General features: G+C 43.2%; 25 protein-coding genes and 1 other annotated feature. Of the genes, 23 read left to right on the top strand and 2 right to left on the bottom strand.

All coding sequences use genetic code 11. The features are described 5' to 3' along the window. Positions 1-4 precede the first annotated feature (4 nt). Positions 5-625 (bottom strand): hypothetical protein, encoded by a 621-nt coding sequence (locus tag MKY77_RS17155; RefSeq protein WP_339147002.1) that lies wholly within the window; start codon positions 623-625, stop codon positions 5-7. A gap of 186 nt (positions 626-811) precedes the next feature. On the opposite strand from MKY77_RS17155, the gene MKY77_RS17150 reads away from it, so the two are divergent. The 18 genes from MKY77_RS17150 to MKY77_RS17065 all read left to right on the top strand — a co-directional run bounded on the left by MKY77_RS17150 (position 812) and on the right by MKY77_RS17065 (position 20,004). Next, complete coding sequence (locus tag MKY77_RS17150) at positions 812-1,285, top strand: PRC-barrel domain-containing protein (protein WP_339147001.1); 474 nt, start codon at positions 812-814, stop codon at positions 1,283-1,285. Positions 1,286-1,300: 15 nt separating this feature from the next. Beyond that, positions 1,301-1,495: a hypothetical protein gene (locus MKY77_RS17145; protein WP_047969446.1), complete on the top strand. Its 195-nt coding sequence runs from the start codon at positions 1,301-1,303 to the stop codon at positions 1,493-1,495. Between the two features lie 22 nt (positions 1,496-1,517). Next, the gene (locus MKY77_RS17140; protein WP_156515689.1) at positions 1,518-1,673 is read left to right on the top strand and encodes a YrzQ family protein; all 156 of its coding nucleotides are present in this window, start codon (positions 1,518-1,520) and stop codon (positions 1,671-1,673) included. 321 nt (positions 1,674-1,994) lie between these two features. Then, on the top strand, positions 1,995-2,885 hold the full coding sequence (locus MKY77_RS17135) for a nitrilase-related carbon-nitrogen hydrolase (RefSeq protein ID WP_339147000.1): 891 nt from the start codon (positions 1,995-1,997) through the stop codon (positions 2,883-2,885). Between the two features lie 161 nt (positions 2,886-3,046). Further along, positions 3,047-4,375 carry an NAD(P)-dependent oxidoreductase gene (locus tag MKY77_RS17130; protein ID WP_339149849.1) on the top strand — a complete coding sequence of 443 codons (1,329 nt, stop codon included), beginning with the start codon at positions 3,047-3,049 and terminating at the stop codon, positions 4,373-4,375. Between the two features lie 24 nt (positions 4,376-4,399). Beyond that, on the top strand, positions 4,400-5,686 hold the full coding sequence (gene preA / locus MKY77_RS17125; RefSeq protein WP_339146999.1) for an NAD-dependent dihydropyrimidine dehydrogenase subunit PreA: 1,287 nt from the start codon (positions 4,400-4,402) through the stop codon (positions 5,684-5,686). Positions 5,687-5,701: 15 nt separating this feature from the next. Then, positions 5,702-7,126, top strand: coding sequence for a dihydropyrimidinase (hydA, locus tag MKY77_RS17120; RefSeq protein ID WP_339146998.1), 1,425 nt, complete (start codon positions 5,702-5,704; stop codon positions 7,124-7,126). Between the two features lie 300 nt (positions 7,127-7,426). Continuing rightward, the gene (locus tag MKY77_RS17115) at positions 7,427-8,893 is read left to right on the top strand and encodes an NCS1 family transporter (protein ID WP_339146997.1); all 1,467 of its coding nucleotides are present in this window, start codon (positions 7,427-7,429) and stop codon (positions 8,891-8,893) included. A 23-nt stretch (positions 8,894-8,916) separates the two neighbouring features. After that, the gene (locus tag MKY77_RS17110; RefSeq protein WP_339146996.1) at positions 8,917-9,147 is read left to right on the top strand and encodes a hypothetical protein; all 231 of its coding nucleotides are present in this window, start codon (positions 8,917-8,919) and stop codon (positions 9,145-9,147) included. 72 nt (positions 9,148-9,219) lie between these two features. Next, positions 9,220-9,453 (top strand): hypothetical protein, encoded by a 234-nt coding sequence (locus MKY77_RS17105; protein WP_010196066.1) that lies wholly within the window; start codon positions 9,220-9,222, stop codon positions 9,451-9,453. A gap of 153 nt (positions 9,454-9,606) precedes the next feature. Continuing rightward, positions 9,607-11,214 carry a PucR family transcriptional regulator ligand-binding domain-containing protein gene (locus MKY77_RS17100; protein ID WP_339146995.1) on the top strand — a complete coding sequence of 536 codons (1,608 nt, stop codon included), beginning with the start codon at positions 9,607-9,609 and terminating at the stop codon, positions 11,212-11,214. A gap of 166 nt (positions 11,215-11,380) precedes the next feature. Next, the gene (locus MKY77_RS17095; RefSeq protein WP_339146994.1) at positions 11,381-12,847 is read left to right on the top strand and encodes a CoA-acylating methylmalonate-semialdehyde dehydrogenase; all 1,467 of its coding nucleotides are present in this window, start codon (positions 11,381-11,383) and stop codon (positions 12,845-12,847) included. Between the two features lie 418 nt (positions 12,848-13,265). Continuing rightward, the gene (locus tag MKY77_RS17090) at positions 13,266-14,645 is read left to right on the top strand and encodes an aspartate aminotransferase family protein (protein WP_342515388.1); all 1,380 of its coding nucleotides are present in this window, start codon (positions 13,266-13,268) and stop codon (positions 14,643-14,645) included. 57 nt (positions 14,646-14,702) lie between these two features. Next, the gene (locus MKY77_RS17085; RefSeq protein WP_339146992.1) at positions 14,703-15,761 is read left to right on the top strand and encodes an AI-2E family transporter; all 1,059 of its coding nucleotides are present in this window, start codon (positions 14,703-14,705) and stop codon (positions 15,759-15,761) included. A 46-nt stretch (positions 15,762-15,807) separates the two neighbouring features. Continuing rightward, positions 15,808-16,034 (top strand) — a binding site (T-box leader). Between the two features lie 266 nt (positions 16,035-16,300). Then, positions 16,301-18,934 carry an alanine--tRNA ligase gene (gene alaS / locus MKY77_RS17080; protein ID WP_339146991.1) on the top strand — a complete coding sequence of 878 codons (2,634 nt, stop codon included), beginning with the start codon at positions 16,301-16,303 and terminating at the stop codon, positions 18,932-18,934. An 82-nt stretch (positions 18,935-19,016) separates the two neighbouring features. Then, positions 19,017-19,283 (top strand): IreB family regulatory phosphoprotein, encoded by a 267-nt coding sequence (locus tag MKY77_RS17075; RefSeq protein ID WP_237663842.1) that lies wholly within the window; start codon positions 19,017-19,019, stop codon positions 19,281-19,283. Between the two features lie 3 nt (positions 19,284-19,286). Further along, on the top strand, positions 19,287-19,703 hold the full coding sequence (gene ruvX / locus MKY77_RS17070) for a Holliday junction resolvase RuvX (RefSeq protein WP_339146990.1): 417 nt from the start codon (positions 19,287-19,289) through the stop codon (positions 19,701-19,703). A 16-nt stretch (positions 19,704-19,719) separates the two neighbouring features. Beyond that, a complete protein-coding gene (locus MKY77_RS17065; protein ID WP_237663708.1) occupies positions 19,720-20,004 on the top strand; it encodes a DUF1292 domain-containing protein in 285 nt (94 codons plus the stop codon). 44 nt (positions 20,005-20,048) lie between these two features. Here the strand turns inward: MKY77_RS17065 and MKY77_RS17060 are convergent, their stop codons facing one another. Continuing rightward, complete coding sequence (locus MKY77_RS17060) at positions 20,049-20,510, bottom strand: Rrf2 family transcriptional regulator (RefSeq protein WP_339146989.1); 462 nt, start codon at positions 20,508-20,510, stop codon at positions 20,049-20,051. Between the two features lie 246 nt (positions 20,511-20,756). On the opposite strand from MKY77_RS17060, the gene mltG reads away from it, so the two are divergent. The 5 genes from mltG to udk all read left to right on the top strand — a co-directional run bounded on the left by mltG (position 20,757) and on the right by udk (position 25,764). Continuing rightward, entirely contained in the window at positions 20,757-21,896 is a 1,140-nt protein-coding gene (gene mltG / locus MKY77_RS17055; protein WP_339146988.1) for an endolytic transglycosylase MltG, read from the top strand. A gap of 348 nt (positions 21,897-22,244) precedes the next feature. Next, positions 22,245-22,907 carry an O-methyltransferase gene (locus MKY77_RS17050; RefSeq protein ID WP_339146987.1) on the top strand — a complete coding sequence of 221 codons (663 nt, stop codon included), beginning with the start codon at positions 22,245-22,247 and terminating at the stop codon, positions 22,905-22,907. Then, positions 22,904-23,830 carry a peptidase U32 family protein gene (locus MKY77_RS17045; RefSeq protein ID WP_339146986.1) on the top strand — a complete coding sequence of 309 codons (927 nt, stop codon included), beginning with the start codon at positions 22,904-22,906 and terminating at the stop codon, positions 23,828-23,830. The genes MKY77_RS17050 and MKY77_RS17045 overlap by 4 nt, the downstream gene beginning before the upstream one ends. 22 nt (positions 23,831-23,852) lie before the next feature. Beyond that, positions 23,853-25,124: a U32 family peptidase gene (locus MKY77_RS17040; protein WP_339146985.1), complete on the top strand. Its 1,272-nt coding sequence runs from the start codon at positions 23,853-23,855 to the stop codon at positions 25,122-25,124. 4 nt (positions 25,125-25,128) lie between these two features. Further along, positions 25,129-25,764, top strand: a complete 636-nt coding sequence (gene udk / locus MKY77_RS17035; protein ID WP_237663714.1) for a uridine kinase — start codon at positions 25,129-25,131, stop codon at positions 25,762-25,764. The last annotated feature ends 123 nt before the right edge of the window (positions 25,765-25,887 follow it).

The following is a 25,887-nucleotide window of genomic DNA, read 5'->3' as shown; positions in this document are numbered from 1 at the left end:
GAGATCAGTCTTCCTGTTTGATTTCTGCAGCAGTGAATGTGAAAGGACCATATGCGAAGACATTCAAGTCTCCTGAAAATTGTCCCTTTTGTGCAGTCAGATAATAGGTTGTTTCTTTTCCGTCCGCTGGAATAACATCCACAAACTGAGTGACAGATTCTGTTGCGTCATCGTTTCCTTCCGCATCAACTTCTACGATGCTTTGATAAATCAGATTTGCAGGGGAAATGTTGCCGCGGTAAATTCTTGTAATCACGTCTGCGAATTCAGGGGAGTTGTTGTTCACATGGTAAAGGCCATTCAACCATACTACATTGCCTTTTTCGACATTTCTCAATGTAGCTGTAGCAATAACCTGTGGTTGCGTGCTAAGTGGGAAATTTAAAGGTAGCGGTGTAGAAGTAATTGGTTCAAATGTTTGATAAGCGAATTCCACTAATTTGGAACCATTCCTTTTTTTGTCCTTTTTATCATGGTCATCGTCATGCTTTTTGCAAGGTCTCTTTTTATCATCGTCATGCTTTTTACAATGGTCCTTCTTATCATGCTTCTTGTAGTCGTATCCTGCTGCGTTGTCTTCAATGACAGTTTTTTGTTCACTCTTGTAGTAATAATATTTTGACATGAATTTTCACCTCCTTCCATTGAATTCTTTACATCTTATTCGATTTAAGAAATACTGCTTGGTCAATTGTGGATAATTTCAGCCTGTTTTTTCTTTAAAACACCTATTTTAAAATGGAAAACCTTTCGCAGTATCAGTTGACCCAATCAGACAAAAGCTAGTAATGTTCGAAAAGAGGTGGATTCTTTGAGAACATTTTCTCGAGTGATTGGGATGCTAATATATGATATGGCATCAGGGAATAAGGTTGGCCGAGTGAAGGATCTTTGCATTGAAGAGCCAGGTCGGATAAAAGGATTAATTATCGATGGAAAAGGTCTCTTCCATCGAGCAAAATTTCTCCCGTTAGAATACATCCATTCTTTCGGTGATGAAGGAATCATGGTGGGAAAACATGTCCTGAATCCCATCACCAAAGAGGACGGACAAGTATATTATCACCACTTCCAAGGTATTAAAGGAAAGTCCTTTATTACTGGAGAAGGAGATAAGCTTGGCCTGTTGGATGATGTATATTTCGAGGAGGAAACGGGCACAATCGTAGGATATGAAGTAACGGACGGTTTTTTTGCGGATTTGTCTGAAGGAAAAAAGATAGTAAAGAATCCTTCTGATCTTGTCATAGGAAAAGATACCGTCGTCGTTTCTGTATTATCCTAACGCGAGGTGTCTAAGATGGTCCTTTGTTGTCCTAACTGCAAAAGCAAAGATATCGGCAAAATCGGAGTGAACCAGTATTATTGTTGGGGTTGTTTTATTGAGCTTTCCGTATCCAAAGGAATGGTCCATACTCATCAGGTGGAAGAGGATGGGACGTTAAGTTCTTTGGATGATTTGTTTCATGAAGACGATCGACAAATCAGTATGTAACTAAAATTTGGGAGTGAGTCGCATGAACAGAGCTATGACATCCTTATTAATGATCGGCCTTGGAGCCGCTGCCACTCGACTAAGCCGTAACAACGATGTACAAAACTTCCTGGGAGATATCACTTCCAAACGGAATATGAAAAAGATGAGAAAGCAAGCCAAGAGATTGTTTTCTTAATGAAAGCCCGTTCCTAATTATAGGAGCGGGTTTTTTCTTTTGAACAGTTGATTTCCGTTCCAGGCGCTTCGCTTGCCTGCGTGCGGTCCGTAAGCCTCCTCACTCCGTTGCGGGGTCTCACCTGTCCCTTCCTCCCGCGGGCTTCTGCGCGCCTTCCACTACAATCAACTAGGTTACTGTCGTTTTACATTTTGGACAGTCCCCACCCATTACAATTTAACATTATGTATAGTGAAATACTTACTTAAAGACAGTAGAATAAACATAAAGTTCTAATTATTCTAACAATTTACCAATAATTCATTAAAAGGAGGTTCATGTATGTCCGATAAAGTGATGATTGGTTTAATTCAGGCGTCGAATGATGTGGATGGGAAAGAAGCTGTAGAGGTCCACAAGAAGACGGCCATTGAAAAGCATATTAAATTGGTTCGAGAAGCGAAAGCAAAAGGCGCACAGATCATCTGCTTGCAGGAGATTTTCTATGGTCCATACTTTTGCAGTGAACAAAATGCAAAATGGTATGAGGCGGCAGAAGAAATTCCAAATGGTCCGACAACAAAGTTATTTCAGGACCTGGCAAAGGAACTGGGTGTGGTCATTGTCCTTCCGATTTATGAAAGGGAAGGGATCGCGACTTATTATAATACCGCAGCAGTCATTGACGCGGATGGAAAATATCTTGGTAAATATCGAAAGCAGCATATTCCGCAAGTTGGGGTGGGAGACCAGGGACATGGTTTCTGGGAAAAATTCTACTTTAAGCCGGGTAATCTTGGTTATCCGATTTTTGATACGGCATACGCAAAAGTTGGCGTGTACATATGTTATGACCGCCATTTCCCTGAAGGGGCACGTTTACTTGGTTTAAAAGGGGCGGAAATAGTTTTCAACCCATCTGCCACGGTGGCGGGACTTTCAGAATACCTGTGGAAGCTTGAGCAGCCAGCACATGCTGTGGCAAACGGCTATTATGTCGGTGCCATCAACAGGGTAGGCGTGGAAGGACCTTGGAAAATGGGCGAATTTTATGGACAGTCCTATCTGGTGGACCCCCGTGGATCTTTCGTTTCCATAGGAAGTAGAGATAAGGATGAAGTAATAATTGGTGAAATGAACAAGAAACTAATTCGTGAAGTGAGAGATGTATGGCAGTTTTATCGTGATAGAAGACCTGAAACATATGAAGAAATGACAGCACTTTTACCGTAAAGGTTAAAAGGTGGCTCATTCGTAGTTTGTGAACCTAATTCCTACATAGAATCTTGGGCACATGCGTCGATTTGGGTCGCTTTTTTTCTTGCGAGTCTGCAAAAAAGGAGCGTGGCTGTGTGAAAGGAGCAACGAAAAGAATAGATCTTGAAAATTTGGCGATGAATTTTTTGGAAGCAAAGCCTGGATTGACGGATAGGGAAGCAGTGGAAGAGGCGAATCGCTGTCTGTACTGCTATGATGCACCCTGTATTGTTGCCTGTCCAACTAGTATTGACATTCCTTCTTTTATCAAAAAGATTGCATCAGGAAATCTGAAGGGCTCCGCGAAAACGATCATGAGTGCCAATCCTGTAGGTGCAAGCTGTTCGCGTGTGTGTCCGACAGAAGAGTTGTGTGAGGGAGCTTGTGTTCTGAACCATCACACAAAACCGATTGTCATAGGGGACCTCCAGCGATATGCCACTGATTGGGCAATCCGGAACGATCAAATACTTTTCGAAAAAGGAACTTCCAATGGGAAGAAAGTGGCGATTGTCGGAGGGGGGCCAGCAGGTCTCTCTGCAGCCAGGGAACTTGCGCTGCTCGGGTTTCAAGTAACAATTTTTGAAGCCGAGAAGGAAGCCGGGGGCTTGAATACGTATGGTATCGTGTCGTTTCGTCTTCCAAAGAGGGTTTCTTATTGGGAAGTGGACCAGGTCAGAAGTCTTGATGTAGAAATTCGGACAGGTACAAGAGTGGGTGTGGATATTTCCGTAGAAGAAATACTGACTAACTATGACGGAGTGATCCTAGCGGTTGGAATGGCAAGTGTTCCGATGCTTGGAATTGATGGGGAAGAGTTAGAGGGAGTCTTCGACGCGATTGAATTTGTCAAAGAAACCAAAACAAATGCGATTTCCAATAAACTCAAGGGGAAAAATGTGGTGGTGATCGGGGCAGGTAATACCGCAATTGATGGCGCAACTTGTTCTGTCAGGCTCGGTGCGAAGAATGTAAAGATTCTTTATCGCAGAACCTTGGAAGAGATGACTGCCTATGATTTTGAGTACGAGTTCGCAAAGCAGGACGGGGTGGAATTTGGTTGGCTTACTGCACCAAATCGAATCATCGGGAATGAGAATGGTGAAGTCACGGCCATAGAATGTGTGAAAATGGAGCTTGGTGCACCTGGTACAGATGGCAGAAGAAGACCTGTAAAGGTGGAAGGCTCAGAATTCACACTACAAGTGGATGCTGTCATCAAAGCGATTGGTCAGACAAGATATACGAAACTGATTGATGCATTCGGCCTCTCCCACGACGGCGGAGTGGTGAAAATTGACCCGCTCACCCACCAAACATCCCATGAGAAGGTATTTGCATGTGGAGATGTCGTCTTTGGAAAAGGTCAAGGTGAGGCGATGGTGGTAACGGCTGCAGAACAGGGCAAGCTTACCGCTTATGCACTTTATGAAAAATTGGTGAAAAGCCGAATAGAAACGGCCTAACAATCGTTTTGAGGGGGGAAAGCATTGGCAGATCTATCGATAAATTTGGCAGGAATTAAATCTCCAAACCCTTTTTGGTTGGCTTCTGCACCGCCGACAAACTCTGGCTATCAGGTGCAACGCGCCTTTGAAGCAGGATGGGGAGGGGCTGTATGGAAGACGCTTGGGGACCCAATCATCAATGTATCATCCCGGTTTGCTGCTGTGAGTTTCAACGGGCAGCGAGTGGCGGGGTTCAATAACATTGAGCTTATCACGGACAGACCATTGGAAGTGAACTTAAGGGAAATCGAAGAAACCAAAAAGAGATTTCCGGACAGGGCTGTAATTGCGTCCTTGATGGTGGAGCCAAAACAGGAAAAATGGCATGAAATTGTGAAAAAGGTAGAAGCGGTAGGGGTGGACGGACTTGAGTTGAACTTCGGCTGTCCGCATGGAATGGCGGAACGTGGAATGGGCTCTGCATCAGGCCAGGTTCCAGACCTAGTGGAAAAGCAGACATACTGGGCAAAAGAAGCAGCTAAAACTCCCGTCATTGTAAAACTGACTCCAAATATCACGGATATCACCGTGACAGCAGAGGCTGCTGTCAGGGGTGGAGCTGATGCGGTAAGTATGATCAATACAATCAACAGTCTGGCCGGGGTGGATCTGGACAGCTGGAATACAGTTCCGCATGTAGGCGGCAAGGGTGCACATGGCGGGTATTGTGGACCTGCCGTAAAACCGATAGCACTTAATATGGTTGGGGAATGCGCAAGAAACCCTAGGATCAATGTGCCTATATCAGGTATGGGTGGAGTATCGAATTGGCAGAATGCGGTGGAATTCATGCTGATGGGGGCAACTGGCGTGCAGATTTGTACAGCCGCCATGCATCACGGTTTCCGTATTGTGGAAGACATGATTGATGGCCTGAACAACTATCTGGATGAAAAAGGGATAGCTAAAGTCCTGGATCTTGTTGGGAAATCCGTTCCAAAGTACTCGGATTGGGGCAATCTCGATTTAAACTATAAAATCGTCGCCAGAATTAATCAGGATACCTGTATTAACTGCAATAAATGTCATATCGCCTGTGAAGATACGTCCCATCAGTGCATCGATATGCTGAAGGACCCTTCTGGTAAATCCTATTTACAGGTGAGGGAAGAAGATTGTGTAGGCTGTAATCTATGCTCGATCGTCTGTCCGGTGGAGGATGCCATCACCATGGTGGAGCTCCCGCATGAACAACCGCCAATGACGTGGAATGACCGCCAGACCGCCCTTGGATTATTGAAGAAATGTGAAGTGGATACGGTTAAATAAGGGGGAAGTAACAAAATGACAGCAAAAAAGTTAATAAAGAATGGAATAATTGTAACGGCAAGCGACCAGTATGAAGCAGACATTTTGATTGACGGAGAAACAATTTCCTCCATCGGACTCAACCTTTCATCCGCAGACGCAGAAGTAATTGATGCAAGGGGTTGCTATATATTCCCTGGAGCAATCGATCCGCATACCCATCTGGATATGCCGTTTGGAGGGACAGTTACAAAGGACGATTTCGAAAGCGGAACGATGGCCGCAGCTTTTGGTGGCACGACAACCGTGATTGATTTCTGCCTGACAGATAAGGGCAAGCCACTACAAGATGCCATTCAGACATGGCATGACAAATCAAAAGACAAAGCGGTCATCGATTATAGCTTTCACTTAATGATAGGAGAAATGAATGAGAACGTCTTGAACGAACTTCCTAAAGTCATAGATAAGGAAGGTATCACCTCCTTCAAAGTGTTCATGGCCTATAAAGATGTATTCCAGGCGGATGATGCAACGTTGTTCCATACCTTAAAGGCAGCTAAGGATCTCGGTGCCCTTGTCATGGTTCATGCAGAAAACGGCGATGTCATCGATTATTTAACGAAGGAAGCATTAAAGAATGGAAATACGGATCCTATCTACCATGCCTTAACTAGACCTCCTGAGGTGGAGGGCGAAGCAACTGGCAGGGCTGCACAGCTTACTTCCCTAGCGGATTCCCAGCTTTATGTGGTCCACGTATCCTGTGCGGAAGCAGTAGAAAAGATTGCGGAGGCAAGGAACAAAGGGGTGGAGATCTGGGGGGAGACATGTCCTCAATATTTGGCACTGGATCAGAGTTATTTGGAAAAGCCGAATTTTGAAGGTGCGAAATATGTCTGGTCACCACCGTTGCGTGAAAAATGGCACCAGGATGTTTTATGGAATGCGCTCAAAAGCGGTCAGCTTCAAACTCTCGGCTCGGATCAATGCTCCTTTGACTTTAACGGGCAAAAGAGTCTCGGAAAGGGTGACTTTACAAAAATACCGAATGGCGGACCCATGATTGAAGACCGAGTAAGCATCCTGTTCTCTGAGGGTGTGAAGAAGGGACGTATATCTATCAACCAGTTCGTGGATATTGTATCCACACGGGTAGCGAAACTATTTGGTATGTTCCCGAAAAAAGGGACCATATCCGTTGGTGCGGATGCAGACATCGTCATTTTTGATCCAAACCAAGAACGGACCATATCAGCTTCGACCCATCATATGGCCGTTGATTACAATGCCTTTGAAGGGATGAAAATTACTGGGGAACCAGTTTCTGTTATGGTACGGGGTCAGTTCGTTGTCCGTGATAAGCAATATGTCGGAAAAGCAGGAAGCGGCCAGTACATTAAACGGAACAAATATGGGGAAACATCTCTCTTAAAACAGAACGAGACACTATCCATTTAAACTACTAATCCTAAAACTACATTCTGCCAACCTCCGTATGCTTGACCTACATTATTTCCTTAGGTCAAGCATTTATTATATCTAGCTTGTCTGAATGTGTGATCACTCGCAGAAAATTCTTAGTTCAAAGAGTTTTATAGCTGGTGATTGGAGCAATTGGCGGGGGATAGCGACAATCTTGAGACCCCGCAGAGCGTAGCGCGAGGAAGCTTAAGGTCGCCCTCTGAATAAGCGCAGCCGTTTGCGGAAATCACCAGCGGTGTATAACAGGGCCTTAAATTTAGTTAATGGGGTGTTGAAATGAAAAAGAATGAAAGCTACTTAAAATCACCAGACCTTCTACCGATTGCTCATTCTGCCAGAAAAATTGGTACATTAGGATTTGCGGTCATGTGGGTCGGAATGGCAGTGGTCCTTGCAGCATTTGCTATCGGAGGAGCAGGTGTACAAAGCTTATCGCTCGGTTGGGTAATCGTAGCGACCATTATAGGAAGTATCGCAATTGGATTATTCATGACAATCACAGGAGACATTGGCATTGAGCATGGACTCTCCTTCCCAGTCTATATGAGGGCTCCATTTGGGACGGTGGGTACCCATATACCTTCCATTATCCGGGGCTTGGCAGCATCGTTTTGGTTTGGGATCAATACATTTTTCGGCGCGACTGCAATGAACGCCATTCTTTTTACATTGACCGGTTTTGACAACTGGTTTGTCTGCTTCCTGATTTTTGCTGCGGTCCAGCTATTGAATACTGCACTGGGGATCAAAGCAGTGGAACGATTCGCAGATCTTGCTGCACCAATCATCATCATCATTTCTGCATGGATGTACACTACTCTATCAGATAGAGCGTTAGAACAGGGGCGAGAGGTTTGGTCCTGGATTGAGAGTCCGGTGACTGGGGGAGCGGCGGTTACTGCCTTCCTTATCGTTATTTTCAGTAACATGGGTTTCTGGGCAACGTTAGCTGCCGACATTCCATCCATATCCCGGTTTATCAAAGCACCAAAGTATGAAAGGAATTGGCTGAAACGGAACAAGTCCAGCATAGTTGGAAGTGTGATTGCCCTTCCGATCACACAAACATTTATGGTGGCTATCGGAGGCGTATCGTATATCGCCGTTTCCAATTACGACCCTGTCGTCGCTTTGCAGGAGGCTGCAACAGGAATTGTTCTAGGAGTGCTGTTGTTGATGATTATTTTTGCCCAATGGTCCACCAATGCTTCGGCGAACCTTATTCCGGCAGCTACCATTTTCTCGAATGTTGGAGGTCCGAAAGTTCCATTTTGGGCGGGGGTTGTGATCGCAGGAATCGTGGGATCTGTCGTACAACCATGGAACCTGTTTGACATTTTGATTCCTGTTCTATTGATTGTAGGAGGCATTTTATCTGCAATCGTAGGAATCTTGTTTGCAGATTATTATTTATTAAGAAAAAGGAGAGTCAATGTCCACGATCTATATGAAAACAACGGTCAGTTTAAATATACAAATGGGTTTAATCTTGCAGGGTTCATCGCCTGGTTTGTAGGAGGAGCATCAGCTTATTATTTGGCGAACTACTCTTTCATTGTGGGATTTGTAGTAGGTGGAGGTTTATATTATGTCCTCGCAAAATATTGGTATTTCAAAAAATATCAGCAGGCTGAGATTGAAGACCCGGATGATGAGAAATATTTAGGAATCACAGTGGGAAGGGATTGGGTCATCCTTGATGATGCGGATGCCTATGAAGAACCACGGGAGCTTTCGAGCTGACTACCTGAGAGGAGGAATATTTTTTGAGTGATTATCAACAATATATAGCGGAAAAAGATAAAATAGATTTTTTCATAAATAAAGGGTTCCGTATCAAGGATGTAGAAGAAAACTTAGAGGGTGCATTTCTTGTCCTGGAAATGAATGATGGAAAAAAGGACATTCCCCATGAAGAAACTCTACACATAAAACATGCAGATTCGAGGAAGTATTTTGCCTCCCTATTAATCAGACAGCAGCGGCAAGAAAGTTAATAAATTTCTCATAGTTTGAGCAAGGTTGGAATAAAATCATGTAAACTGCATCGTGAAAGGAGTAATTCTTTTATGGAATATCAATTGAAATGCAAAGAAAGTGCTTATCCTTGCGAGGTAACCATTGACGAGGATAACAACAGATTTACAATTCGTAAAGCCGATTCTAGTGGAGAGTTCTTTAATTCACCAGAAGAGTTGGTCAATTGGATCCTGGAAAATTGGGATTCAAGTGATTTCAATGACGAGGGTGAATTCCAGGAAATGGTCCAGGAGATTCAATTATATTTTCCGATAAATAATTAACCGTAAAAGAAAGGATGACATGTCGAAATACTGAACATGTCATCTTTTGTGTTAATTTGTCAGAATTTTTAATTAAATTTATTTACTACTTACGTTATAATAAGAGTATGATTTTAGGACCTAGTCATACATTAAGGCTTAAGAGGTGAATAAATGAAAACCATGCTGTCCTTACAGGAAATCATGAAGCGAAAACAGTTTGAGAGATCCGAAGTAATTGCAGGAGGACAAGGAATGCATCGCCAAGTGAAATGGGTGCATGTTGTGGAAATCACCAATATAGAAAAACTATTGAATGGACAAGAACTGATTTTATCCACAGGTGTATCTTTTGGAGGGGACATCGAGAAGTTCTGTTCATTTGTCCAACAGTTGATAAACTGTCAGGCCGCCGGATTATGTATTGAGAAAGGTCCCTACATCCCCGCCATCCCTCAGGAAATTATTGATTTAGCCAATGCACATCAATTCCCTCTTATTTTCTTTCATCAGGAAGTGTCATTTGTAGATATTACACAAGATATTCATTCTGTCTTAATCAACCAGCAATATCAGATGATCTCTCAATTGGAAAGCTACTCTCAAACCTTGAACAAAAAACTATTGACCATTACACATGAACTTGACATCCTCACCTATCTTCAAGAACATTTGGAAACACAAATCATTTACGAAAATGGTAACCAAGAAAGGTTCTTTATCCCAGACGTCCCTATCCATGAACGGAAGAAAATTCTTTGCTCCCTGAAATCGGACCCTTTTAAGGAAAGATATTTGAAGGAGTCTGTACAGGTGTTGGATAAGCACCATGGTGTCATTCACATCCTTTCACAGGACCGCACGATGAGTGAGTTTGATCATCTTCTTTTGGATCGTACGGTTACAGCGCTCGCACAGCATATTTTAAGAGGGTTGTATGTGGAGGAGAAAAGAAGATTGGAAGAAAGCGAGTGGCTCCGCAGTTGGCTCGAAGGTGGTCAGAGCAAGGAATCTATCCGCGGATTTCTTGGACGAAATGAGGCAATCTTTCATAAAGGTGGAGTGGTTCTCTTATGCAAAAAGAAGAACCAGCAGGCGCCTTCCTTGGACAAGACCTATCTTACCTTGTTATTCCGCTCTATTTTTGAACAGCAGGGCTTTTCAGTTTTTTTTACTGAAATGAAAAACACGTTGACGGTAATCCTGATCAACAGAAGGGAAGAGAGAGGCTGGAAAGAGAGGCTTTCTGAGGGTGCTGCAGTTATTCTTAGTAAACAAAAAGATAACAACGGAACTTCTTCGCTGCGTTTAGCTGTAGGAAAGTATGTTCATCCCCTTGATCAGCTATCTAGAAGCTATCAGTCCTCGTGGGAGGCTTTGCAGATACAAGAACAGCTGTTAAAAGAGGAGTATTTCTCCTTTTTCGAAGATCTCCATATTTACCGGCTCATTTCATTTATGCAAAAGCATCATGATCTTCGTGATTTTGTCATGGAATATCTCGAGCCTGTGATTGTTTATGATCAGAAGCATAATGGAAAGCTGCTCGAAACCTTGAAAACCTATCTGGCCTGCAACGGATCAAAAAAAGAGACGGCAAGCAAACTCTATATCGTCAGACAGACCCTCTATCACAGGATACAGAAGCTTGAGAGCTTGCTGGGGGCAGATTTCATGAATTCGGAGAAGAGATTAGTAATTGAATTCATGGTGATGGTATATGAATATCTGAATACAACAAATGCGTATTTGGACGGAGATGGCAAATCGTACACATTATAAAAAGTATGGAGATTGGTTTCCTAAACGGACCAATCTTTTTTTCTGGCAAAATGTCAGAGGCAAAACCTTATCCATTTTACATTTTGTCTAATGAAAGCCTTTCTAATTTCACAGATAATAGTCATAAGTTCTAAAAATCCCATAAAAGAATGAGGAGGACAAAGACATGACAATCACTTCAAAAGAAACAGCAGTTTTGCAGAATTTCATAGATGGAAAATGGGTGGATTCCAAGGGGACGGAACAGATGGAAGTTATCAACCCTGCGACAAAGGAATGCTTGGCAAAGGTTCCAATTTCGACGAAAGAGGATGTGGAGGAAGCGGTTAAGGCTGCAAAAACCGCGTTCCAAATGTGGAAGAATACGCCTGTCCCTAAGCGTGCCCGCATTATGTATGCATATCATCATCTGTTGACGCAAAACCATGATGAACTGGCAAAGCTCATCGTGCTCGAAAATGGAAAGGCCTTCAAGGAAGCGCATGGGGAAGTGCAAAGAGGGTTGGAATGTGTGGAATTTGCAGCCGGTGCCCCGACCTTGATGATGGGGGAAACCTTATCCAATATAGCAGAAGATATTGATTCCAGCATGTACCGCTATCCCCTTGGAGTGGTGGGGGGGATTACGCCTTTCAACTTTCCAATGATGGTTCCGTTATGGATGTTCCCGCTTGCCATCGCATGCGGTAATACGTTTGTCCTGAAGCCTTCAGAGCGAACGCCGATGCTTGCAAATCGTTTGGTAGAGCTTTTTACAGAAGCTGGAGCGCCTGACGGGATTTTAAACATTGTTCATGGAGCACACGACGTGGTAAATGGTCTGCTTAATCATGAGGATGTAAAAGCAATATCCTTTGTCGGTTCGCAGCCTGTGGCAAAATATGTATATGAGACTGCCGCGAAAAATGGGAAGCGTGTTCAGGCTTTATCAGGAGCGAAAAACCATCATGTGGTCATGCCAGATGCAAACAATGAAAAAGCAGCACAGCATATCCTGACTTCCGCTTTTGGCAGTGCGGGACAGCGTTGCATGGCGTGTAGTGCAGTTGTGGTAGTCGGGGATAATGACCAATTTGTAGAAGAGTTAAAAACGAAAGCGAATACCCTGACTATCGGAAACGGAATGGATGAAGAAGTATTATTGACCCCTGTTATAAGGGAAAGCCATAGGGAAAAAGTACTTGGCTACATTAAACAGGGTTTATCAGAAGGGGCTTCCCTGATCAGGGATGGGCGAAAGGAAATGGATGAGATGACAGAAGGAAACTACCTTGGACCAACTATCTTTGACCATGTGACACCGGAAATGACAATTGCCAAGGAAGAGATCTTTGCACCGGTATTGAGTCTTCTGCGAGCAAAGAACCTTGATGAAGCATTGTCTCATATTGAAAAATCCCGTTTTGGAAATGGTGCTACCATCTACACAAAAGATGCCAAGGCAGTTCGCCAGTTCCGGGAAGAAGCGGATGCAGGCATGATTGGTGTCAATGTAGGAGTACCAGCAACGATGGCGTTTTTCCCGTTCTCGGGCTGGAAAGACTCTTTTTACGGAGATCTTCATGTGAACGGAAAAGACGGCGTGAATTTCTTCACCCGTAAAAAAATGATTACATCAAGATTCGATTTTTGAAATAAGCATTAGTTAATAGGATATCCCAGCTGTTGATTGGAGCACAGGACGAAGACTCCTACGGGAGGTAGCGCTTAGAAGAGACCCCGCAGGCTTGCAAGGCCACTGATAAACCTAATAACTTATCATTTTTTATGGTTTCTAGCTGTTGATTGGAGCAATAGGCTAAGACTCCTGCGGGGGGATAGCGACAATCTTGAGACCCCGCAGGGCGTAGCCCGAGGAGGCTCAAGATTGTCGCCCCGCGGAAAGCGAAGCCGTTTGCGGAAATCAACAGCGGTGTTAACCAGATTACTAAAGTTCATTACTTTTTCAGAGGCCACCAGGCTTGCCGAGGAGGCTCCGCAAGCACCCCGTGGAAAGCGAAGCCCAGAGCGGAAATCAACAGCGGCGTTGGCATTTTCCCAAATCCCTAAAAATGGAAAGGGTGTATCGGGTGACGAAAGTGAATCAGACGCAAGAACATGATTTATTGGCTCAGGATGACCGGTATGTATGGCATTCCATGAAACCTTACAGTCCAACTTCCACGATGGTGGTAAAAGAGGCGAAAGGTGCGTGGGTAACAGATATTGACGGAATCCGTTATTTGGACGGCATGTCCGGTCTTTGGTGTGTGAATGTCGGTTACGGAAGAACGGAACTTGCAGAAGCGGCATATGAACAACTGAAAGAACTGGCTTATTTCCCTTTAACACAAAGTCATGTCCCTGCAATCAAGCTTGCCGAAAAACTAAACGAGTGGCTGGGAGAAGAATATGTCATCTTTTTCTCCAACAGTGGTTCAGAAGCAAATGAAACAGCCTTTAAGATAGCAAGGCAGTATCATGCCCAGCGTGGCGATGCCAACCGCTACAAAATCGTTTCCAGATACCGTTCTTATCACGGAAATACAATGGGGTCCCTAGCCGCCACTGGACAGGCGCAACGTAAATACAAATATGAGCCCCTAGCACCAGGTTTTGTACACATACCACCACCGGACACCTATAGGATAGAAGATGCCCAAACGGAAGATCCAATGAAGATGCGTTGCGTGAGAGATGTTGATCAGGTCATGACATGGGAGCTCAGTGAAACCATTGCAGCCATGATCATGGAACCTATCATAACAGGGGGAGGGATACTGACCCCACCTGACAATTACATGGGGGCAGTCGCTGAGATTTGCAAGAAACATGGTGCCCTCCTAATTGTGGATGAAGTAATATGCGGGTTTGGAAGAACAGGCAAGCCATTTGGATTTATGAATTATGGTGTAAAACCTGACATTATCACGATGGCGAAAGGAATCACCAGCGCGTATCTGCCTCTGTCTGCAACAGCGGTCAAAAAGGAAATCTATGAGCAATTTAAAGGGGCGGAGGAATACGATTACCTGCGACATGTTAACACTTTCGGCGGAAGCCCCGCCTCTTGTGCACTGGCATTGAAAAACTTGGAAATCATGGAGAACGAAAAGCTGATAGAGCGTTCTGCTGAAAAAGGAGCCGTACTTTTAAGTGAACTTCGATCACGATTATCAGCTAATCCATATGTCGGTGATGTGCGTGGCAAAGGGCTGCTTGTCGGATTGGAACTCGTTAAGAATAAAGATACAAAAGAGCCGATCGAAATCGATAAGATTAATGGAGTAATTGCTGCTTGTAAAAAGAAAGGATTGATTGTGGGGAAAAACGGGGCTACAGTTGCTGGATATAATAATGTGCTTACACTTTCTCCTCCTCTGTCGATCAGTGATGAAGACCTTCAGTTCATCATTGAGACGGTGGCGGATTCTATTTCGGATCTAAAGTAAAATACCCGTATAAATCCCTTTAACTAAATAGAGAATAACGAGTAGGAGGCGTTTCTCTTGGAAAATCAGAAGAAATGGCTGTTACGCCTAGGTACACTTCTACTCGTTATGATCATTTTGTATGTCTTCATGAAGCTGAGTCCATTATGGGAACCGGTTCTAAGGATTTTAATAATCATAAGCATCCCGTTTTTAATCAGTATTTTCATTACATACCTGTTGCACCCGGTTGTAGAATACACGCACAATAGAGGCATGCCAAGGCCTATAGCCATTCTTCTGATCTATCTATTGTTTTTTGGTGGAATCGGTCTCATAGGGTACAAAGGCATACCCGTCATCATTGACCAACTGTGGGAGCTTTCCGACAATTTTCCACGACTTGCTCAAACATATAGTGGTTGGATCAAACAAATTCATAGCTCCACCTCTAGTTGGCCTGACGGAATCCATGAAAGGGTAGATCAGACTTTTGGTGAATTCGAAGCGATGCTGTCTAATCTTTTAACAAGGGTAGTAGCAGGAATGAAAGGAATATTAAATTCCATCTTCATTCTGATTGTCATCCCATTTATAGTATTTTATCTGTTGAAGGATTACGATCAGGTCAAGAAACTTGTCTGGTATCTTACACCTAGAAAATGGCGGGAGCCGGGGCTCGCCTTTTTAAAAGATGTGGACATCTCTTTAGGTAGCTATATAAGAGGACAGCTTACTGTTTGCCTGATTATTGGCTTTTTAGCAACGGTAGCCCTCTGGTTAAGTGGTATGAAGTATGCTTTAGTTCTTGGCGTTATTATCGGAATCACCAATATCATCCCTTATTTTGGCCCGATAATAGGGGCTTTCCCGGCTGTGATTATCGCCGCGACTATGTCAGTGAAAATGGTGATTCTCGTCATTATCGTCATATTTGGACTTCAATTTATAGAGGGCAACATTTTATCTCCTCTCATCGTAGGAAAAAGCTTGCATATCCATCCTGTATTCATCATTTTGGCCCTCTTGATAGGAGGAGAGGTGGCGGGAGTGATTGGATTGATATTAGCAGTACCGGTATTTGCTGTGTTAAAGGTCACTTTGACCCATCTTACTGCTCATTTCATCAAACATTGACAACCGTCTTTCTGTTGCATATAATCGAAACATACTAGCTACATAAACCAATTCAAAGAAGGATCTGAGTACGTTACAGTCCATCCTGACGAGCATTGCTCACTTAGAGAGGAATTCCACGGCTGAAAGAATTCCAGGATGAAGGGTAATGGAAAGCTAATCCGGAGAGCAGGGTAAAATCCTGCCGGTTTGCACCGTTAAAGCAATCTGAGAGATGACGGAACTTTTCTGTCATAATCAGGGTGGTACCGCGAGAACACTCTCGTCCCTGTTATTAGGGACGGGAGTTTTTTGTTTTCTTGAAACAAAGTCCCCCTGTTGACTGTAATGAAAGGTGTGTGACTCCATCGGGAGGCTAAAGGTCGCCCTCTGGATAAGCGAAGCCGGTTGCGGAAGCTTGCGGTGTAAAACAAATCATTAGAAATTTGAATGGCCTTCAATGAAATGACCAGGCTCAAGCACCGCCCCGTGGAAAGCTTAACACTTGGAACGTAAGGAAACAGGAGTATTGACAGTAACAATTAAAGGAGGAAAATCACATGAAACATCTAACATCCGCTCAAGTACGACAAATGTTCCTAGATTTCTTCAAAGAAAAAGGACATGCGGTTGAACCTAGCGCATCACTTGTCCCACACGAAGATCCTTCCCTTTTATGGATCAACAGTGGAGTGGCTACATTAAAAAAATACTTTGATGGACGTGTCATTCCGGCAAATCCCCGAATTTGTAATGCACAAAAATCCATCCGCACGAATGATATAGAAAACGTCGGGAAAACTGCCCGTCATCATACTTTCTTTGAAATGCTTGGTAACTTCTCCATCGGAGAGTACTTCAAGAAAGAAGCAATCGACTGGGCGTGGGAGTTCCTTACAAGTGAAAAATGGATCGGCTTTGACCAGGAAAAACTCTCTGTCACCATCCATCCTGAAGATGAGGAAGCATATCAGTATTGGAATGAAGTGATTGGTGTTCCTGCAGAAAGAATTATCCGACTCGAGGGTAACTTCTGGGACATCGGTGAAGGTCCAAGTGGACCAAATACGGAAATATTCTATGACCGTGGTGAAAGCTATGGGAACGATCAAAATGATCCGGAACTATATCCAGGAGGAGAGAACGAACGCTATCTCGAAATTTGGAACCTTGTATTCTCAGAGTTCAACCACAATCCAGATCATACCTACACACCGCTTCCAAAGAAGAATATTGATACAGGTATGGGCCTTGAGCGTATGGTATCTGTTATCCAAGATGTACCGACAAACTTTGATACAGACCTTTTCATTCCAATCATACAAGCGACTGAAAAAATATCTGGTGAAAAGTATAGAACAAACGAGGAAAAAGATACGGCATTTAAAGTAATTGCTGACCATATCCGCACGGTGACATTTGCAGTTGGTGACGGTGCCCTACCTTCTAATGAAGGACGTGGCTATGTTCTTCGTCGCCTTTTAAGAAGAGCTGTTCGTTACGCAAAACAACTTGGCATCAACCGTCCATTTATGTATGAGCTTGTGCCAGTAGTAGCGGAAATCATGGTGGATTTCTACCCAGAAGTAAAAGAAAAACAGGATTTCATCCAGCGTGTAGTAAAAACAGAAGAAGAGCGATTCCATGAAACACTAAATGATGGTTTGGCAATCCTTTCGACCGTCATAGCAAAAGCGAAAGAGGAAGGCAGAACAGTCGTTTCCGGTGCAGACGCATTCCGCCTTTATGATACGTACGGTTTCCCGGTGGAATTAACAGAAGAGTATGTGGAAGAACAGGGCATGTCCCTTGATCACGAAGGGTTTGAAAAAGAGATGGAAGGCCAGCGGGATCGTGCTCGTTCCGCTCGTCAAGATTCCAGCTCCATGCAGGTCCAATCCGGAGTTTTAGGGGAGGTCCGTTCCGAAAGCAGCTTTATTGGGTATGACCAACTATCCGCAGAGACAACACTCTCCGTCATTGTCAAAAATGGGGAGCTTGCAGATTCAGCTGAAACCGGCGATGAGGTACAAGTCATTTTGTCAGAAACACCTTTCTACGCCGAGAGTGGTGGGCAGATTGCTGATCACGGATATATCGTTACCGAATCCGGAAGAGGATTTGTGAAGGATGTTCAAAAAGCTCCTAACGGCCAAAATTTACATACCATCGTTGTAGAGGAAGGTGTGCTGAAAAGAGAGCAAACGGTAAAAGCAGAAGTTCATGCAAAGAACCGTGCTCAAATCATCAAAAATCACACTGCTACGCACATTCTGCACCAAGCTTTGAAAGATGTGCTTGGCACACATGTAAACCAAGCTGGTTCCCAGGTTACTGCAGACCGTCTTCGTTTTGACTTCTCACACTTTGGTCAGGTAACACAGGAAGAGATGGAGCAAATAGAAGCAATCGTCAACGAAAAGATCTGGGCTAGCATGAATGTTGTCATTGAAAACAAGTCCATAACAGAAGCGAAAGCGATGGGGGCAATGGCATTATTCGGTGAAAAGTATGGGGATATCGTGCGCGTCGTTCAAGTTGGCGAATATAGCCTAGAGCTTTGCGGAGGATGTCATGTACCGAATACTTCTGAAATTGGTCTATTCAAAATCGTGTCTGAGTCTGGAATTGGTGCAGGAACACGTCGTATGGAGGCCGTTACAGGTGAAGGTGCGTACCGTCTGTTGAATGATCAGGTTCAATTGCTGAAAGAGGCTGCTGCAAAATTGAAAACAAAACCTCAAGAGGTGGGAGCAAGGATCAATGTTCTTCTTTCCGACATGAAGGAATTACAACGTGAAAACCAGTCCTTGGCTTCTAAGCTAGGAAACATCGAAGCATCCAACCTTTCTTCTAAAGCAAAAGAAGTCAATGGAGTAAAGATGCTAGTGAGCAAAGTGGCGGGTACGGACATGAATAACCTACGAACCATGGTGGATGATTTAAAAAATAAATTAGGTTCTGGTATCATAGTACTTGCAAGTGTACAAGATGGAAAAGTAAACATATCTGCAGGTGTAACAAAAGATCTTATTGAAAAAGGATACCATGCCGGTAAGGTTGTTAAAGAGGTGGCTACACGTTGCGGTGGCGGCGGTGGTGGTCGTCCCGATATGGCACAAGCAGGCGGAAAAAACCCGGAACAAGTCGATTCTGCATTACAATCTGTTGAAGATTGGATAAAATCCGTTTAACATTGCCGACATTTGGTGTACAATATAGGTAACAATTGACAAGCAGATAGAAAAAAAGAAGTCTAAGAGAGAGGTGCAAATGATGAGCTCCTTTGACAAAACAATGAAATTTAACTTTCCGGAAGATGCATTGGAAGCTAATGTTGATGACGTATTAATAACGGTTTATGAGGCGTTGCAGGAAAAAGGGTACAATCCGATTAATCAAATCGTAGGTTACTTATTATCCGGGGATCCTGCTTATATCCCTCGTCATAAAGACGCGAGAACGCTTATTCGGAAAATTGAAAGGGACGAGCTTATTGAAGAATTGGTGAAGTCCTACTTAGAACAGCACCGCAAGGAGTAGTACATGCGCATTTTGGGCTTAGACGTCGGTTCCAAAACGGTGGGTGTGGCCATCAGCGATGAAATGGGATGGACTGCACAAGGTTTGGAAACGATAAAAATTGATGAAGCAATTAAAAATTTGGGCTTTAAGCGATTGAAGCAAATTATCGCAGAATATAAGCCTGAAAAAGTGGTAATAGGGCTACCCAAAAACATGAACGGCTCCATCGGACCCAGGGGGGAAGCCAGCAAGCACTATGGCGAGAAGCTGACCTCCAAAACCGGGCTGCCTGTCATCTATTGGGATGAACGTCTTTCTACTGTAGCAGCAGAAAGAATTCTCCTCTCTGCTGACGTAAGTAGAAAAAAAAGAAAGCAAGTAATTGACAAAATGGCTGCAGTGGTTATTTTACAAGGATATTTAGACAGCCAACAATAAACTAGAGGTGAGCAGAATGGAACACGGAGAACAAAATATTACAGTAGTAGACGAAAACGGGAACGAACAATTATGTGAGGTGCTTTTCACATTTGACTCAGAGGAGTTTGGAAAGTCATATGTACTTTACTATCCTGTAGGAGCAGACAATGATGATCAAGATGACATCGAAATCCATGCTTCCAGCTTCGTTCCAAGCGAGTCAGAAGAAGGCGGCGACCTTCAGCCGGTTGAAACGGATGAAGAGTGGGACATGATCGAAGAAATGTTGAACACGTTCTTGGCGGAAGAAGAAGAGTAAGAATACAAAAGAGAGCAAGCAGAAAATTTCTGTTTGCTCTCTTTTTATGTGCTGCTCTCGTCCTGTTTCTGCACAGGAAACAATAGGGAGGTCAGCTGTTCTTTATTTGTTATCAAATCATATAAGGTATATTCGTCTAACACAGAAAGGAATGCTTGGAGTGCCTGATATAAGATACCCTTTAATTTGCAATTAGGGGAAATGATACAAGAAGGATGCTCCTGGAAACACTCGACCATATGGAAGTCTTCCTCAGTCTCGCGCACCAGCTTTCCAATATTTATTTCCTCTGGTAAAACTGCAAGCTTCAAGCCCCCATTACGTCCACGTATCGTTTCTACATAGCCAAGTTTTCCGAGGTTAAAGGTGACTTTCATCAAGTGATTCTTGGAGATTTTATAGGACTCCGCAATATCCTTGATTTGTACAAGCCTATTCTCTTCAGGTGCGCTAGCTAAATATAATAAAACTCTTAATGAGTAATCTGTATATAGTGTAAGTTTCATATACTCCCTCCACGTTTATCTTACCATAATATCTATTCTGAATGAAAATGGAATAACTACTGAATGGAAACAAGAACAACTTCCTAATAAATTGAATAATATCGGGACAAAAGTAATGCGTTACTCATGAAAAATGGTAAAATATGATGTAGGAATGTGTCGGAAAAACAAAAATGCTTGTTTTTTTGTCAAAAATATAATGAAATTGTTGTATAATTAATTGGTGTGCGAGAGGGGGGCTTTTTTTTGTCAGAGAAAAATAGTAAAGACAGTATCCAAGAAAAGTTGAAAGAGAAGCATTTTGAAGCGAAGATTGTTCGCCGCATCGTATTTACCGTATTCGTCATTCTTATGCTTGCCTTGACCGGAATTATCGGTGGCGGTTATTTCTATATAAAAAATGCATTAAAACCAGTGAACGAGGATTCAACAGAAACCGTAATGGTGGATATTCCGATTGGATCATCTCCAACCGCGATAGGTAATATCCTTGAAGAAAATGGCATCATACATAATGGAAAAGCTTTCCGCTATTATGTAAAGTTCAAAAATGAATCCGGTTTTCAGGCAGGGGAGTATGATTTAAGTCCTTCCATGAACCTTGATGAAATAATCGGCTTCTTAAAAGAAGGGAAGGTACAGCAGGATGTTCTGTTCACGATTACCATCCCCGAAGGAAGACAGTTGGAACAGATTGCTGTTATTCTTGAGAACAGAATAGGACTTAAAGAAGAAGACTTCCTTAAAACCGTTAATGACAAAAAGTTCATAGAAAGCATGATGGAAAAGTATCCAAATGTTGTGACTGATGAAGTACTGAATGAGGATATAAAATATGCTTTAGAAGGATATCTATTCCCTGCAACGTATCCGTTCTATGTGGAGAGTCCGACTGCCGAAGAGGTCATTGACGTCATGCTCCAGAAAACGAGTGAAATACTAGCAGATGACGAAGTTCGAATCGGCATGGCGAACAGAGATTTGACACCGCATCAATTACTGACATTGGCAAGTCTCATAGAGGCAGAGGCTACCGTGCAAACCGATCGTGAAATCATCTCGAGTGTCTTTTACAACCGAATGGATGTGGGCATGCCTCTTCAAACCGATCCGACAGTATTGTATGCTTTAGGAGAACACAAAGAGAGAACATTATATGAACATCTTGAAGTGGATTCTCCGTATAACACCTATAAACATCAAGGTCTGCCTCCTGGTCCGATCGCCAATGCTGGTATATCTTCGTTGCAGGCGGCAATGCACCCTGCCGAGACAGAGTATTATTACTTCCTTGCGACTCCTGATGGAGAAGTGTTATTCAACGAAACACTTGAAGAGCATAATAACGATAAGAACCAACATATTACCAACCAAGATAACAGTTAGGGCAGTAGGGGAAGTGCGAAATTAATTCGCATTTCCCTTTTTTTTGTGATAAAATATATCGAGTTGTTTTGAACTGAAAAGTATTTTTAAAATTAAGAGGGTTCCTCCTGTGAGGTCACCTCTATTTTCTTTGTTTATGGAAACTACTTACCTGTAATTCGCCTCTAGACTTCCGTCCGAGATGTTCGCTTATCCAGAGGGCGATGCTTGAGCCTCCTCACAACGCTTCAGGGGTCTCAACTTACCGCTCCCGCCGGAGTCTCACATCTTGCACTGAAACTAGAAGGGGATTCGTTCAACTGCATATTTCCTATCCCTTGTTTAAATAGAAGAAGGAGGCTGCCTAGATTGGAAGCCAATGAAAATAAAGTAATTACTTATCTTGATTCCCTTGTCCCCACCAGAAACGATTTAGTTACAAAGATGGAAAAGCTTGCACAATCAGATAATGTTCCGATTATGGACCTTGTTGGTATGGAGACACTGCTTCAGCTGTTAAGACTGTCGCAACCAAAGCGAATCCTTGAAATCGGTGCTGCAATTGGATACTCAGCGATTCGTATGGCACAAGCAATACCGGGTGTGACTATCGTAACAATCGAACGTGATGAACAGAGGTACCTACAAGCGAAGCAGCATATCGCCGAGGCTGGGCTTTCCAACCGTATTGAGTTGATTTTTGGGGATGCCCTAGAGGTTCAGGCACAAGTAGCACAGCAAGGACCCTTTGATCTTATTTTTGTGGATGCAGCAAAGGGTCAGTATGAGCGCTTTTTTACGATGTATGAGCCTCTATTGAATGACATGGGTGTCATCATTACTGATAATGTACTGTTCCGTGGACTGGTTGCAGAGAACCAGGAAACCATTGAACCGAAAAGAATAAGAAATCTCGTTAAAAAAATTGACCGCTATAACAGATGGCTGATGGAACATCCAGATTATATAACTACCATCCTGCCTGTGGGAGATGGAATTGCCATCAGTAAAAAAAGAGGTGAAAGAATATGAAGAAACCGGAATTGTTAGTGACTCCAATTGATTTGGAAAATATGAAAGACCTGATGGATGCTGGTGCTGATGCATTTGTCATCGGCGAACAACGTTATGGCCTGCGCCTGGCTGGGGAATTTGGAAGAGATCAAGTGAAAGAGGCGATTACGCTTGCACATGCTCAGGGCAAAAAGGTCTATATGGCTATGAATGCACTATTTCATAACGAAAAAGTGGAAGAACTCTCCGATTACCTGCAATTTTTGAACGAAGCGAATGCAGATGCCGTAATCTTTGGGGATCCAGCGGTGTTGATGGCTGCGAAGGAAGTTGCGCCAGATATGAAGCTACACTGGAATACAGAAACGACGGCAACCAATTACTATACCTGTAATTATTGGGGTAGAAAAGGTTCAAAGCGTGCGGTTCTGGCCCGGGAAATAAACATGGATTCCATTGTGGAAATCAAAGAAAATGCAGAAGTGGAAATAGAAGTACAGGTACATGGCATGACCTGTATGTTCCAATCTAAGCGTTCCCTAATTGGGCACTACTTTGAATACCAAGGAAAAACAATGGAAGTGGAAAAAGGAAAAGAAAGAGCGATGCTTCTCCACGATAAAGAACGTAACAACAAATATCCTGTGTATGAAGATGAGAATGGAACCCATATTATGAGTCCGAATGATATGTGCATCATCGATGAATTAGAAGAAATGATTGATGCAGAAGTGGACAGCTTCAAAATTGATGGGGTGCTCCAAACTCCTGAATATATGGTGGAAGTGACCAAACGCTACCGTAAAGCGATCGATATGTGCGTGGAAGATAGAGAGCAATATGAAGAAATCAAAGATGATCTTCTAAGTGAACTCGAAGAGCTGCAGCAGGATCACCGCCGGTTGGATACAGGATTCTTCTTCAAGGAAACAGTTTATTAAGTAGAAAAGGAGGTAACCTTTTATGAAAACCTATGTGAATGATAAAATTTCAAAAATAGTAGATGGCAAGCGTGTTATTGTAAAAAAGCCCGAATTACTTGCACCTGCAGGTAATCTCGAAAAACTGAAAATTGCTGTCCAGTATGGGGCAGACGCCGTTTTCATCGGTGGACAGGAATATGGACTGCGCTCCAACGCCGGCAACTTCACTTTTGAGGAAATGGCGGAAGGGGTACAGTTTGCGGAAAGATTTGGGGCAAGAATATACGTTACTACTAATATATTCGCCCATAACGAAAACATGGATGGCCTGGATGAGTATCTGATCGGGATCGAAAAAGCTGGGGTCCATGGTATCATCGTTGCAGACCCGCTTATTATTGAAACCTGCCGCAGAGTGGCTCCTAAGCTTGAAGTACACCTTAGCACTCAGCAATCCTTGTCCAACTGGAAAGCTGTCCAGTTCTGGAAAGAGGAAGGATTGGAGCGTGTCGTGCTTGCTCGTGAGACAAGTGCGGAGGAGATCCGTGAAATGAAAGAAAAGGTGGACATCGAGATTGAAACGTTCATCCACGGTGCTATGTGTATCGCCTATTCCGGACGTTGTACGCTAAGTAATCATATGACAGCACGTGACTCTAACCGAGGAGGTTGTTGCCAGTCCTGCCGTTGGGATTACGATTTGTATGAGCTGAAAGACGGAGAAGAGAAAGCATTGTTTGCTGAAAACGATGCCCCATTCGCTATGAGTCCTAAGGATTTGAAGTTGATTGAATCCATTCCAAGAATGATAGAGCTTGGAATTGACAGCTTGAAAATTGAAGGGCGTATGAAATCCATTCACTACGTGGCTACAGTCGTGAGTGTGTACCGCAAAGTGATTGATGCATATTGTGCAGACCCAGAGAACTTTGTCATCCAACAAGAATGGCTAGAAGAACTTGATAAATGTGCAAACCGTGAAACGGCGCCTGCGTTCTTTGAAGGTGTTCCAGGGTATAAAGAGCAGATGTTTGGTAACCATAGCAAGAAGACTGCCTTTGACTTTGTGGGACAGGTACTTGACTATGACGCGGAAACGAAAATGGTAACGTTGCAACAACGAAACTATTTCAAGCCTGGGGAAGAGGTCGAATTTTTCGGACCTGAAATGGATAACTTCACCCAGAAGATAGAGAGAATATGGGATGAAAAGGGTAATGAATTAGATGCGGCCCGTCACCCATTGCAGATCGTGAAGTTCAGAGTGGAAAAACCGGTCTATCCAAATAACATGATGCGAAAGGGGCAGTAAGGAAATGGGGAAGAAACCGATCGTAATCGGGGTGGCCGGAGGTTCTGGCTCAGGAAAAACTAGTGTAACGAAAGCAATTTTTGACCATTTTACAGAGAAATCCATCCTGATGCTAGAACAGGATTACTATTACAAGGATCAAGCAGATGTACCAATGGAAGAGAGATTGAAAACCAACTATGATCATCCGCTTGCATTCGACAACGATCTGTTGATTGAGCACATTGAGAACTTATTACAATATGATACCGTGAAAAAGCCGGTATATGACTACACACTTCATACAAGATCCTCCCAGGTGATAGAAGTAGAACCGAAGGATGTAATTATTGTAGAGGGAATTTTGGTATTAGAAGACGAGCGTTTGCGTAACTTAATGGATATAAAGCTTTTTGTGGATACAGATGCCGACATCCGCATCATCCGCCGCATGCTTCGAGACATCAAGGAACGTGGACGTACCATTGATTCTGTCATCGAACAATATGTAACCGTAGTCCGACCGATGCATAACCAATTCATCGAACCGACGAAGAGATATGCAGATATTATTATCCCTGAAGGTGGACAAAACCACGTTGCCATCGACTTGATGGTAACAAAAATTCAAACAATTCTTGAACAAAAAGAGATTTTGTAATAACATATGAGAAGCTAGAGAATTTTCCAATTGTGGAAGGGACGACGATGTATTCCATTAAATGGGTACATCTTTTTCCACATTTACATAGGCTTTTGACGAAGTTGTCATATTGATACACGT

Origin of the sequence: Sutcliffiella sp. FSL R7-0096 (assembly GCF_038595065.1) — a bacterium.
In the GTDB taxonomy this organism is placed as follows: Bacteria; Bacillota; Bacilli; order Bacillales; family Bacillaceae_I; genus Sutcliffiella_A.
This window is presented reverse-complemented; position numbering and strand designations above follow the sequence as displayed.